The organism is Corynebacterium sp. CCM 9203 (genome assembly GCF_041357675.1).
Lineage (GTDB): Bacteria > Actinomycetota > Actinomycetes > Mycobacteriales > Mycobacteriaceae > Corynebacterium.
In genome coordinates this window covers 530,076-543,504 of record NZ_JAUERY010000001.1, presented here as the reverse complement: position 1 = coordinate 543,504, position 13,429 = coordinate 530,076, and the positions used below count along the sequence as shown (strand labels likewise).

Below are 13,429 nucleotides of genomic sequence, written 5' to 3'. Positions count from 1 at the left end.
TGTAACACGGTTCCGGACGGCAGCCAGGGCGGACTATGCCTCGGAGTCCAGATAGCCAAGAACGTCCGCGACCACCTGTTGAGGCGTCCGTTCATCAGTCCTTGCGCGGAAACTCGCCACCTCGCGGTAGAATTCCCGTCGGTTCTCGAGCAGTTCGGTGTAACGGGCAACGGCGTCCGCACCGTCTAGGACCGGACGGTTACTGCCTTCCGTACGACGTACACCTTCTTCAGGCGAAACATCGAGCCAGATGACCTCGTGCCGACTCAACAGTTCCCGCGTGGAACGGTGTACGACGGCTCCGCCACCGAGACTGACCACTCCGTTGTGTGTGAGCGCGGATTCAACGATTCGTGCCTCCAGTTCCCGAAAGGCAGCCTCACCGAGTGCGGCGTACACATCTCCGCACGGCTTACCCTGCGCCTCTTCGATCATCTCGTCGGTATCAACCACCGTGGTGTTCAGCGCACTGGCCAGCCGACGACCGATGGTGGATTTCCCGGCACCAGGAGGTCCGACGAGAATAACACGGGGATTGGACATCAGTTATCGAACTCCAGACGCTCGGCGACACGACGAAGATAGCTGTCAATGTTACGGGATGTCTCGTTCAGGCTGTCCCCTCCGAACTTCGAGAGAACCGCCCGCGCCAGAACCAGGGCGACCATGGCCTCCGCGACGACCCCTGCCGCTGGAACGGCGCAGACATCGCTACGTTGGTGAATTGCGCTCGCTGCTTCACCACTCGTCATGTCGATTGTCTTCAATGCTCGGGGAACAGTCGAGATCGGTTTCATCGCAGCCCTGACCACCAACGGCTGTCCGTTGGTCATTCCACCTTCGAGCCCACCGGCCCGGTTCGTGGTACGGGTGACACCATCGGGGGTCCTGATCATCTCATCGTGCGCGGCGGTACCGCGCCGACGTGCTTCGGCGAAACCATCGCCGATCTCCACTCCTTTGATGGCCTGGATACCCATGACTGCAGCGGCAAGCTGGGCATCCAAACGGTCTTCACCTGAAATATGGCTCCCGAGACCGATCGGTAGCCCGTGCACGACAACCTCGACGACTCCTCCAAGTGTGTCACCGGATTTCTTGGCGGCCTCGATTTCCGCGATCATCGACTCCTCAGCCACGGCGTTGAACGCCCTTACCGGGGATTCATCGATAGCATCGATATCACTGAACTCGGGGACCGGTGCATCCTCGACCACCGTCGATGCACCGATGGAGATAACGTGCGAGAGAACCTCCACGCCGAGGGCCTCACGGAGGAAGCTACGGGCGAGTGTCGCAGCCGCCACTCGTGCCGCGGTCTCCCGCGCGGATGCCCGTTCCAGGACAGGGCGAGCCTCATCAAAATCATACTTGAGCATCCCGGCGAAATCCGCGTGCCCGGGGCGGGGGCGGGTCAGTCGGGCTCCCCGTCCGGAATTCATTGCCTGAACGACTCCGTCATCATCAAGGTTCACCGGATCTGCGGACATGATCGTCGTCCATTTCGGCCATTCTGTGTTCCCAATCATGATGGCGACCGGACCACCGATGGTCCGTCCGTGCCGAACCCCGGTGAGCATAGTCACCTCGTCGGCCTCAAACTTCATCCGGGCACCACGTCCGTAACCGAGTCTCCGACGCGCGAGTTGGGTGGAGATTTGATCGGTCGTCAGCGGAACACCCGATGGCATGTGCTCAACCATCGCTATGAGAGCCTGGCCATGAGATTCGCCTGCTGTAGTCCATCGAAGCATGTGCTCATTGTTCCATGCCGGTACTTCAATGGGACAGCAGGGTCCCTGAAGCATCTCATATCAAGGAATAACGGCCCCCGCTCCGACGAAGAGAAGCACCAGCGACGTGGCGACGAGCATCGCCGGGCCATGTGGAAGTGAGCCTTTTCGGGTGATGAAAAGGATTCCGGTGGTGAGGCCACCAGCGAGTGCAACGGCGACACACATACCAGCGAAACCTGCGGTCACCGTGGTTAGCACACCGAGCGGAAGCGCCAGTTTAATGTCCCCGCCTCCGATTCCCCCGCCGGTGGCGGTACCCAGAAAGAGGTAGACCAGGAACCAACTGACACCCGGCAGAAGTTCATTGGGTGCGATCCATCCGGTGATCAGAACAGCCGCCACAGCGGGAGGCAGAGTCAATCCGTCAGGAAGTCGCCGGTGGTGGACGTCACTCTGTCCGAGGCAAAAAGCCCAGCCACAGAGAATAAGTACCGAACAAAACATGATCATCCACCGAAATCTAGCCTCACGATGACCGATTCCTGTCCCAATCAGGTCAAATTGTGGATGAGACACCCGAGATGATCAGAATGCCACACTAACTCGCATGATGATGTCGAATATCGTCAGTGTCAATACCGCGACGTGATAACAGACGAAAGCAGCCATGATCCAACACGGCGGCCGGTTCTCATCTGCGCTATCCAGGCGACGGGCGTAGCTGACCGCATTCGCCAACAAGATGACGCTCGCGGTCGTGAGATAGCTCAGTTCAGCGAATGGCGGGAATCGTGGTCAAGTCCGGACAGGAACAGCACGGGGAAATAACCGACCGGTACCAGGACCGCGACGAGGACATGCCGGAAACAGGGATCGTCTTCCGACCATGACCGGGGCTGGCCCCGACGCCCGTCATACCCCCATTCCTTTCGCGGCCAAAGCTTGTTCCAGCGCCTCCCGCATCGCTTCCCGAGGGGCACGCACCGCAGTGAACTGCTCGAACTGGCTGAGTGCTTGCCCGAGGAGCATGATGTCACCGCCGACAACCGGAACACCGGAGTTCAGCGCAGCCACGGCGAGTGGAGTCGGCCAGGGATCATAGATCACATCGACGATCGGAGCCTGAGCCAGGCTACCTGCGAGTCCTTCTGCGGCATTCGCCGGAACAGTGGAGATGACAACCGTGGCTCCTCGTGCCGCCTTCCGCACCGCTTCGGTATCGAAGCTACACCACTGGAGATTGATTCCGAGGTTCGACGCGAGGTTCGTAAATTCAGCACTTCGATCAGACCTGTTGATCAGCGTCACTTCCCGAAATCCCGCCTGACCGAGAGCCCACAGGGCCGGGCGTGCAGTGCCTCCCGCACCAACGAGGACTGCCCGGGAGCTACCCTCCACCCGGATGATCCCGAGCGCGTCCAGGGCTGCGAGCACTCCTTCACAGTCCGTGTTGTCCGCTCTCCAGCCATTACGGGTTCGAACCAGTGTATTCGCCGAGCCAATCGCGGTGGCGCGTGAGGTCGCCTCGTCCGCGAACGACAGTGCGGCGAATTTACCGGGCATCGTTACGGAGAATCCGACGTACTCGTGCCCGGCTGTTGCCACCAGCCCCGGGAGGTCCTCGGCACTGCAGTCGATTCGACTGTAGGCCCAGTCATGCAGTTCCGCGGCCCGGTAGCCGGCTGTGTGGATCACTGGGGAAAGACTGTGTTCCACCGGTTGACCGAGCACTGCGACCTTGTGCCGGATGACGATGCTCATGAGAACGCCTTTCAGAAAAACTCAGAAGAAACCTGTTACACACCGACGCGCATCCATCCTGAACAGAACCTGTGGGTGCCGCCCCTCACCGGCCTATCGGTTGGAGTCCAGGACACCATTGTCGACCGACTGCTGTATGTCTCGCAGGTGCTCCTCGAAGGTATCGTTAAATACGGTTCTCCCGTCGGTGTCGACAGTGACGAAGAAGAGCCAGTTACCTTCCGCGGGGTTCTCCATCGCCTCGATGGCCTGAATCGAAGGCGCGGCAATCGGAGTCTGTGGGAGACCATCCATCGCATAGGTATTCCACGGAGTTTTGCGGGCGCGATCTTCATCGGTCGTGGCAACCTCAACCTCACTCAGGTCGTAGTTCACGGTGGAATCGAACTCCAGCCGCATCGGCGCTGCAAGTCGGTTGAGGATGACGCGGGCAACTTTGTCGAAATCACCGGCAGGTGCCTCCCTTTCCACCAGTGACGCCGCGGTGAGCAGTTCATAGGGGGAGAGATCCATCGCGGCCGCCCGCTCCACGATCCCAGTGGAGTTGTACCCTTCAGCTCCAGCACTCACGAGTTCCGTCAGGATTCCCACCGCGTCTTTAGCCGGATTGATCACATAACTACCCGGTGTGATCAACCCCTCCAGACGCTTCGGGTCACCTGCCCGGGCCCGAACCTGATCGAGTGCCCACCCGGGAACTCCAAGCTCAGCGGGATCACTGGTTGCCGCAACACGCTCGAGTTCCTTCGTGGTGACACAGTTCGGGGATCCCTCTGTACAGGTCACTGCAGATATTTTGGTGTAGATTCCGGGACGCGTGGCACCTCCGATGACACGAACATCCATCAGTGTCGCACCACCCGGGATCTCCAGCATCTCCACCTTGTTCGCGGGATCCACGAGAGCCGCGACCGCGGACTTCGCGCTCATCTCCCCCTGGAGCCGGTAGAACCCCGGCTGGACCCGGGCCGCATCCGGGTTCGCCCCGGCCGCAGCTTGGAACGCACCGTTCGATTTGACGATCCCTCTCTTCACGAGCTCCGGACCGAGTGCGGACACGGACGATCCCTCTTCGATCTGGACGAGTTGGACGATCTCATTGCCGGTGCCGGTGAAGTCCTCCGGTACATTCGAACCACTCCGGGAGCTCACTATGTAAACCACCGTCCCGATGATGACGAGGACACTGGCGATGATGATCGCCATGCCGTACTGCCTGCGGCGCACATATTTGGTCTCCATCCGACGACCATTCACGGTACGTCGGGAACGTGCTCTCGTCATTTATGAACCGTCCTCGTCATAGGTGGCTGCCAGTGCATTTATCCGGGCATCGAGCCAGGACTGGAGAATTTCTACGGCTGCAGCCTGATCGATTACGCTGCGCCCATTCTTTGTATTTCGTCCCGACATGTGCAGTGCACGGGTTGCCAGAACCGAAGTGAGGCGTTCGTCAGCCATACGAACGGGAATGGCTCTACCTTGATCATCCCATCCGGTCAACCGGCGATTAATCCGAAAAGCGAGTTCCCTGGCATGGGTCACGGACGCCGATCCGTTTCCACGGAGATCCCGGGGCAAACCCACGATCACCTCGACAACTCCGTATTCACGGATGAGTTCGAGGATTCTGTCAATATCGGATCCGTCCCGGTCACGAAGTCCGGTAACCCGGGGAATCGTCTCCACGGGAGTGGCCAAAACACTATTCGAGTCGGAGACGGCAACACCGATCCGAACCGTCCCGACGTCAATTCCTAGACGGCGCCCCCGGCCGGGATCGTTACGTCCGGGTTTGTCTGGCTGTATGGACATACTCTCGGATTCATCCTTCATGTCGGTCACTGACGCAGGCGGCACAGAGAGAAACTCCGGCGTTGTCGGTGGGGATACCGTGCATCCCCCACCACGCCACGACCGTAACAGACGGCGCATGACGACAGCAGGGAAAGGTACCACACAAATCTATAGGTTCACGTCACACCATGCACCGATTGATGCGGCGTGTCCGAAACAGTGACGCCCACCGCTGGTCCCGACACACCGCACACGGACCCCGTTCACCTACCCCGGAGTTCGGTCTCCACGGCGGTGAATCCTGCATCGATCCCGCTTGCTTCCGAGCCTGAACCCTGAGCCATATCCGGTTTGCCACCGCCACGTCCGGCGACTGGACCTCCGAACACCTTGATGAGATCGCCGGAACGGACACCACGCTCCACCGCCGCGTCCGTCGCGGCGATGAGGAACGGAACCTTCCCCCGTTGATCTGAAGTGGCGAGCACGATGACCGCCGGAGCCGTTCCGATCCGGTTCCTCAAATCGGTGGCGACGGTCCGCAGATCACCGCCCGGGGTTCCCTCGGGCAACCGTACCGTGAGTAACTTGAAGTCCCCGATCTCACGGACCTGACGCAGATATTCACCAGTGGCCGCCGCGAGCTGCTTTCGGTGCAATGCAGCGATCTCTTTTTCCGCTGCCTTAAGTTTCTCAGTCAGGTGGGCGATCCGCTGGGGTAGTTCCTCACTGGGAGACTTGAGGGAGCTGGCGATCCCCTCCACGAGAACACGTTCCCTGGCCAGGTAGCGGAATGAATCCAATCCGGAGTACGCCTCAATACGTCGTACACCGGATCCGACCGACGCCTCACCGAGCACCGAAACAGGACCAATCTGCGAAGAATGCGTTACGTGAGTTCCACCGCAGAGCTCCATCGAGAAAGGACCACCAATCTCGACGACGCGGACTACGTTTCCGTAGTTCTCACCGAACAGGGCAAGCGCTCCCATTGCTTTCGCCTCGTCCAAGGTCGTCTCGAAAGTATTGACTGCCCAGTCGCTATCAACGGCCTGGTTGGTGATGTTTTCGATCTCGGTGAGCTGTTCAGGCGTAAGTGGCCGGGCGGAATTGAAGTCAAAACGGAGGTAACCCGGCTTGTTCATCGATCCCGCCTGCACCGCGTTCGGACCGACGACCTGCCGCAGCGCCGCATGGATGAGGTGGGTTCCGGAGTGTGCCTGCCTGGCCGCGTGCCGCCAAGCGTGGTCAACTGAGGCGAGCGCCCGCTCGCCGACACAGATCTCACCGCCCTCTACGGTGGCTTTGTGGATCCAGAGTTTCTTGCCGATCTTCTGTACGTCGTTGACCCGTAGTCGGGTGTCTCCCAGGACTATTTCCCCTCGGTCCCCCAACTGTCCACCGGCTTCCGCGTACATCGGGGTGACATCAAGGATCACCTCGACATCGTCTCCCTGTTCAGCATGCGTAACGGTTTTCCCGTCCCGCAGCAGTCCAAGAACCTTGCTCTCCGCTTCGAGATTGTCGTATCCGACGAACACAGTGGGATGTTCGTCCACGAACTCCCGGTACACGGAAAGATCTGCGTGACCGTGCTTCTTCGCTCGACTGTCTGCCTTGGCCCGGTCACGCTGTTCAGCCATGAGCTTCTCGAATCCGGCACGATCCACATCAAGTCCCGCCTCGGCAGCCATCTCCATGGTGAGGTCGATCGGGAAACCGTAGGTGTCATGGAGTGCGAAGGCCTGTTCCCCTCCGAGGGTCTTCGCTCCCGAGGCACGAACCCCCTCAGCGGTCTGTTCAAACAACCGCGTTCCCGACTCCAGGGTACGGAGGAATGACTTCTCCTCGGTCACTGCGGTGTCGAGGATCCGGCCCCGGGACTCCGCGATCTCGGGGTACGACGGGGTCATCGTGTCCATGATGGTGGCGATGAAGCGTTCCATCGTCTCACCCGTGGCACCGAGCAGCCGCGCGGACCGGATGATCCGGCGCAGCAGCCGGCGCAGGATGTAGCCGCGTCCCTCATTGCCCGGGGTGACGCCGTCGAGGATCAGCATCATCGCGGTCCGGGAGTGATCGGCGATGACCCGAAACCGGATGTCATCGGGGTGCTTCTTACCGTAGGTCGCGCCGGTGAGCTGCTCGGCGACGTCGATCACGGGCCGCAGGAGGTCGGTCTCGTAGACATTCTCGACGCCCTGCAGCAGGCAGGCGACGCGTTCGATGCCGAGGCCAGTGTCGATGTTCTTCTTAGGCAGCGGGCCGAGGATCTCGAAGTTGTCCTTGCCGATGCCCTCGCCGCGCTCATTCTGCATGAAGACGAGGTTCCAGATCTCCATGTAGCGGTTGTCGTCGGCTTCCGGGCCGCCGTCAGCGCCGTACTCCGGCCCGCGGTCGTAGTAGATCTCCGAGCAGGGGCCACAGGGGCCGGGTATTCCCATGGACCAGTAGTTGTCCGCCATGCCGAGCCGCTGGATACGCTCCTTCGGCAGACCGACCTTCTTCTCCCAGATGTCCGCCGCCTCGTCGTCGTCAAGGTAGACGGTGACCCACAGGCGTTCGGGATCCATCCCGAAGCCGCCGTCCTCGACCGAACCGGTAAGCAGATTCCACGCGTGGGAGATCGCGCCTTCCTTAAAGTACTGGCCGAAGGAGAAATTGCCCGCCATCTGGAAGAAGGTGTTGTGCCGGGTGGTGATACCGACTTCCTCGATGTCCAGCGTACGGACACACTTCTGGATGGAGGTCGCGGTACCGGAGGGGAAAGGCGGATTCTGCTGCCCTAGGAAGTAGGGCTTGAACGGCACCATTCCGGCATTGACGAACAGGAGGTTGGGGTCATCCAGGATCAGCGGGGCACTGGGCACCTCGACATGTCCAGCATTGACGAAATGCGCGATGAAGCGCTCCCGGATCTCGTGGGTCTGCACGGTTCTAGAATCCTCGCTGTCGGGTTAGGGGTTGGTCTCGGACAACCTTACCCGCTTCAGTGACCGTCTCCTGCTCCACCCCGCTCCTGCCGAAGTCTGAGCAGGACTCTGCGGCGAAGCTTCGAGACCGAACACACCCCCAGTTCAATTCCGTTCTGTGCCGCGGATGACCCTGCGCAATCTCCCGGTGACGTCTGAGAGCCGCTTTTCCGCTCCATGGCTGGTTGGCCTGTAGTACACCACATCGACGAGGGACTCGGGTAGATAACGCTGGCAAAGGACACCCCGCGGATCATCATGCGGGTAACGGTAGCCGACAGCGTTCCCGAGTTTCTTCGCCCCGGCGTAGTGCCCATCCCTGAGATGCGGCGGAACGTGTCCGGAGCGGCCTTCACGAACATCGTTCAGGGCGGCATCGATCGCGGTGATCACCGCATTCGATTTCGGCGCAGTGGCAAGATGGATCGTCGCCTGTGCGAGTGCCAGACGCCCTTCAGGTAGCCCTACGAGCGCTACAGTCTGTGCAGCGGACACAGCAATCGTCAGGGAACCGGGATCAGCCATCCCGATGTCCTCGGAGGCAAGGATCACCAGACGTCTGGCGATGAACCGTGGGTCTTCCCCCGCTTCAATCATCCGCGCGAGGTAGTGTAGCGCCGCATCAACATCCGATCCCCGCACCGATTTAATGAACGCACTGGTGACGTCATAGTGCTGGTCACCGTCACGGTCGTACCGGACGATCGCACGGTCCACGTTCTCCCGCACCGTGTCCACGGTGAGCTCGCCACCATCCGGAACCGCTTCAGCCGCAGCCTCGGTGTAGGTCAACGCACGCCGGGCATCTCCACCTGCTAAAGCCACAAGCTGACTGATGGCATCAGCCGAGGCCGTGATCCGGCCACCGATTCCACGCTCATCGATGAGGGCTCGCTCCAGGACAACTCGCACGTCATCGTCACTGAGTGGATGCAGTTGAAGAATGAGAGATCTGGAGAGCAATGGCGCAACCACAGAGAACGACGGGTTCTCCGTCGTCGCGGCGACGAGGAGAACGATCCGGTTCTCGACGGCACCGAGGAGTGCGTCCTGCTGTGTTTTGGAGAACCGGTGGACTTCATCGATGAACAACACGGTACGACGACCATTGACCAGATCACGACGGGCACGGTCAATGACGGAACGAACTTCCTTCACACCCGCATTCAGTGCGGAGAGTCCGACGAAATGTCGTTTGGTCTCCGCACTGACCAGGGAAGCAATCGTCGTCTTCCCGGTACCCGGAGGACCATAGAGAATAACCGAGGCCGCACCGGACCCCTCGACCAGCCGACGGAGCGGCTTACCGGGCCCCAGTATGTGCTTCTGCCCCACCACTTCGTCAAGCTTACGCGGACGCATTCTCGCAGCCAGAGGTGCATGCCCCCCAGGATGGAAGTACTCGGTTCCACTATCCGGACTCCCGGCACCTTCATCCTCACCGGGAAACAGGGTGGCCTGTGCCATCAGGACTGGATCTTCCTCTCTTGAATTTCGCGAATGCCCCGCTTCTTTGAACGCGCCGCCGCTTTTCACGGCGGCGTGCAGTACCTGCCACCCTTACCTACCGTTCAGTTCATCAAGACGTTCGACCACCGACGCGGCGAAACAGTGAACCTCTCCGAATCGGGGGTCGGATCCACGCTCTGCGTAATGCGCGAGGGCAGTAAAGGTCTCGTGGAGATCCTCTCTGGCTAAACCATCCCCCTCCGCGAAGTCATCGAGAACCCCCGCGAGAACATCGTAGTCGTCGTCAAGGTCGGATATCTCAGCGGTGACGACAGCTTCGATCTCAGGCCCTGGTATGGATGCCGAGCGTGCCTCAGCCCGTTCTCCCAGCTCGCTGATCACCTGGTTCATGGATCCGTAGTAGAGGTAACAGACGCTGGATATCGCCCAGCCGATCATCGCGGTCACGATGCGGGCCTGCAGTCTGACCTCGTTGGCGACGTTAGGCCAGATCTCCCGTACCTCTTCGACCCAAGATGCGATGAAAGCGTCAGTCTCCTCATCGGTTATGGGGCGTGTGAAAAGGAACTGTGGGAAGCCTGCGATAACGCACGCGATGTCAAAGGTCGCGTCCCGGAATCCCGCCCATTCGTAATCGAGGAACTGCGTGCGGTCAGCGAGAATGATGTTGTCCGGAGAAAGGTCGAAAGGAGTGAACGCTCGGTGCCGACCACTGACCAACCGTCGCTTCGCATCCGCCGCGAAATGCCGGACCACCGCCGGTATCTCAATACCTGCCGCGGACAGCAATTCCAGACCACGGTCAATCGATCCCGGCAAACCCTGGTCGCGTGCGTACTGCAGTTCTCCGGTGTCCGGATATGCCCGGAGCATCCGCTTGAGCAGGATATCGAACCCTGCCTCACGGTCGGCGGTACCGGCGTGCATACGCCCCAGTGCCCGCCCGAGATTGCGCACAAGTGAAAGACGTTCGTCGCCTTCTGTGGTGGATAGCAGATCCGCATAGGTTTCACCGTCTCCGGAGTCCGTGATGACAAGGATCCTCCTGTCAATGTCATAGGCAAGAAGGACCGGGCCAGGCCGGACATCGGCGGGCAACGACGTGGTGAACTGATAGGACACGACCTCCCGGATCAGTGCTGCATCATCAATGCGGTCTCCAGTGGGTGGGGTGTATTTCAGGACGACTGACCGCTGCTGCAGAAACGGAGATACCGCGACGCGGGCCCGTAGCACCACAGCGGTACCGGACCCACCGAGGGATGTGACATCCCCGAGTTTCTGGGTGCCGCCGAAACGCTCGGACAGCAGTTCCTGGGCCACCTCGACGATCTCTTCGGTCGCGAGCATGGAACACTCCTTCATGGGTCGTATGCCGGGAATCCGACGTGAAAAGGGCACTCGGGACGGTCACGTAAGTGATCATCACTCAGCCCTCGACACTCCCCCCACTGTATCCCTAGTGAAGAAAATGCGTCATTCCCCCCACGGAGACTGGCACGATGTGCCTTCCACAGTAATTCGCCAGGAAGTGGAATAAATGTGGTGTCGACAGGGAAAAGAAAGCGGAGGACATCGAAGCCCGGATGTTTTCCAAAGGCATATCGGGGGTAGCAAACCTCCCCCAATATCGGCAACCGTGGATTACACAGATGCCCGGCACTGGGTGATTACGGCACCCGAAGTTATCCGAGTGCCGTAATCCTTCACGTCAGTTCCGCTCAGCCTGTACTGGCTTCTTCGGTTTCGCGTCAATCCCCGATTCCCTACGCTGTTCCGGGGTGATCGGAGCCGGAGCATCCGTCAGTGGATCGACTCCGCCGCCAGACTTCGGAAACGCGATGACATCACGGATTGACTCGAACCCACCGAGAAGGCTCATAATCCGGTCCCATCCGAAAGCGATACCACCGTGCGGCGGTGCCCCAAAGGCAAAGGCGTCGAGAAGGAATCCGAACTTCTCCTGGGCCTCTTCATCAGTGATGCCCATGACCTTGAACACCCTCTCCTGAACATCTCGCCGGTGGATACGGATCGATCCACCACCGATCTCGTTGCCGTTGCACACGATGTCGTAGGCGTAAGAGAGCGCGGAACCGGGATCTTCGTCAAAGGTGTCGAGAAACTCGGGCTTCGGAGAGGTGAACGCGTGGTGGACGGCAGTCCACTTCGAATGCCCCAGCGCAACGTCACCGGAAGCGGTGGCATCCGCAGAAGGCTCAAACATGGGTGCGTCAACGACCCAGGTAAAGGCCCAGTCACCTTCTTTGATGAGGCCAAGCTTCCGGGCGATCTCACCGCGTGCCGCACCGAGAAGTGCCCGGGAAGATTTTGTGTCGCCGGCGGCGAAGAAGATGCAATCCCCCGGTTTCGCTCCGACGTAGTCTGCAATACCCGCGCGTTCCTGGTCCGTGATGTTCTTGGCCACTGGTCCCGCAAGTTCTCCGTCTTGACCGACGAGGATGTACGCCAACCCTTTGGCTCCACGCTGACGGGCCCAGTCCTGCCACGCATCAAGCTGGCGGCGCGGCTGGCTGGCTCCGCCAGCCATCACGACCGCACCGACGTACTCGTTCTTGAACACCCGGAAGGTGGTCTCGGAGAAGAAATCTGTACATTCGGTGATCTCGATAGCGAAGCGAAGGTCAGGTTTGTCTGAACCATAACGACGCATAGCGTCCGCGTACGTCATACGCGGAATCGGGGTGCTGATCTCATAACCGATCAACTTCCACAGCTCCACCAGGACTTGCTCTGCGAGCTCGATCACATCATTCTCGTCGACAAAGCTCATTTCTACATCGAGCTGCGTGAATTCGGGCTGCCGGTCCGCACGGAAATCCTCGTCCCGGTAACACCGGGCTATCTGGTAGTAACGCTCGAGTCCCGCAACCATCAGGAGCTGTTTGAACAACTGCGGAGACTGTGGCAGGGCATAGAAGGTCCCGGGCTTCAGGCGAGCCGGAACCAGAAAATCACGGGCCCCTTCCGGAGTTGCCCTCGTCAGGGTGGGCGTCTCAACCTCGGTGAATGCATTGGCATCGAGAACCCGCCGTGCGGCCTGGTTCGCCTTGGCACGCAACCGCATGGCCTTCGCTTGACTCGGACGGCGGAGATCCAGGTAGCGGTAACGGAGTCGAGCTTCCTCGCCGACCTCACCGGATGTGGCGGAATCCTCAATCTGGAACGGGAGCGGTGCAGATTCGTTGAGGATATCCAATCCGGTCACGTTGACCTCGATGTCGCCTGACGCCAGATTGGGGTTCTCTGACCCCTCCGGACGAGCCTCCACAACACCAGTAACCCTGATACAGAACTCACTGCGCAGATGGTGGGCTTTTTCCGCGACGTCGGAGTCCCGGAAGACCACCTGAGCGACACCGGAACGATCCCGCAGGTCGATGAATATCACGCCCCCATGATCACGGCGGCGCGCAACCCATCCGGTCAGCGTCACCGTCTGTCCCGCTGATTCCTTCCGCAGGTCGCCCGCAAGATGAGTGCGCAACACGTGTCTGGTGTCCTTCCACTAGTCAAAGATGAAACTTGATCGACCTGCGAGTCTACCCTCCGATACCTCAGCCCGGTCCTTCCGGGCTGAAAAGCCCTGCTACCGGCACCCGGTCAGCGGTACCGGTAGATCAATTCAGCGAGTTCAGCCGCGTTGGATTCCTGGACTTCTGTGGCATGATC

The 13,429-nt window shown here is 60.1% G+C and carries 10 protein-coding genes; all 10 read right to left on the bottom strand.

Annotation, left to right across the window (positions count from 1 at the left end; translation table 11 throughout):
- Positions 1-33: 33 nt before the first annotated feature.
- Positions 34-543 (bottom strand): shikimate kinase, encoded by a 510-nt coding sequence (locus tag QWU44_RS02385; protein ID WP_370914094.1) that lies wholly within the window; start codon positions 541-543, stop codon positions 34-36.
- The gene (aroC, locus tag QWU44_RS02380) at positions 543-1,754 is read right to left on the bottom strand and encodes a chorismate synthase (RefSeq protein WP_370914093.1); all 1,212 of its coding nucleotides are present in this window, start codon (positions 1,752-1,754) and stop codon (positions 543-545) included. Before aroC ends, QWU44_RS02385 begins: the two co-directional genes overlap by 1 nt.
- A 60-nt stretch (positions 1,755-1,814) precedes the next feature.
- Positions 1,815-2,246 carry a prepilin peptidase gene (locus QWU44_RS02375; protein ID WP_370914092.1) on the bottom strand — a complete coding sequence of 144 codons (432 nt, stop codon included), beginning with the start codon at positions 2,244-2,246 and terminating at the stop codon, positions 1,815-1,817.
- Positions 2,247-2,648: 402 nt separating this feature from the next.
- On the bottom strand, positions 2,649-3,497 hold the full coding sequence (locus tag QWU44_RS02370) for a shikimate dehydrogenase (RefSeq protein WP_370914091.1): 849 nt from the start codon (positions 3,495-3,497) through the stop codon (positions 2,649-2,651).
- Positions 3,498-3,590: 93 nt separating this feature from the next.
- On the bottom strand, positions 3,591-4,781 hold the full coding sequence (gene mltG, locus QWU44_RS02365) for an endolytic transglycosylase MltG (RefSeq protein ID WP_370914090.1): 1,191 nt from the start codon (positions 4,779-4,781) through the stop codon (positions 3,591-3,593).
- The gene (ruvX, locus tag QWU44_RS02360) at positions 4,782-5,312 is read right to left on the bottom strand and encodes a Holliday junction resolvase RuvX (RefSeq protein WP_370914089.1); all 531 of its coding nucleotides are present in this window, start codon (positions 5,310-5,312) and stop codon (positions 4,782-4,784) included. It lies immediately after the preceding gene.
- Positions 5,313-5,557: 245 nt separating this feature from the next.
- The gene (alaS, locus tag QWU44_RS02355; protein WP_370914088.1) at positions 5,558-8,227 is read right to left on the bottom strand and encodes an alanine--tRNA ligase; all 2,670 of its coding nucleotides are present in this window, start codon (positions 8,225-8,227) and stop codon (positions 5,558-5,560) included.
- Between the two features lie 144 nt (positions 8,228-8,371).
- Positions 8,372-9,733, bottom strand: a complete 1,362-nt coding sequence (locus QWU44_RS02350) for a replication-associated recombination protein A (RefSeq protein WP_370914087.1) — start codon at positions 9,731-9,733, stop codon at positions 8,372-8,374.
- A 93-nt stretch (positions 9,734-9,826) separates the two neighbouring features.
- Positions 9,827-11,086 (bottom strand): phosphotransferase family protein, encoded by a 1,260-nt coding sequence (locus QWU44_RS02345; RefSeq protein ID WP_370914086.1) that lies wholly within the window; start codon positions 11,084-11,086, stop codon positions 9,827-9,829.
- 361 nt (positions 11,087-11,447) lie between these two features.
- On the bottom strand, positions 11,448-13,247 hold the full coding sequence (gene aspS, locus QWU44_RS02340) for an aspartate--tRNA ligase (protein WP_370914085.1): 1,800 nt from the start codon (positions 13,245-13,247) through the stop codon (positions 11,448-11,450).
- Positions 13,248-13,429 lie beyond the last annotated feature (182 nt).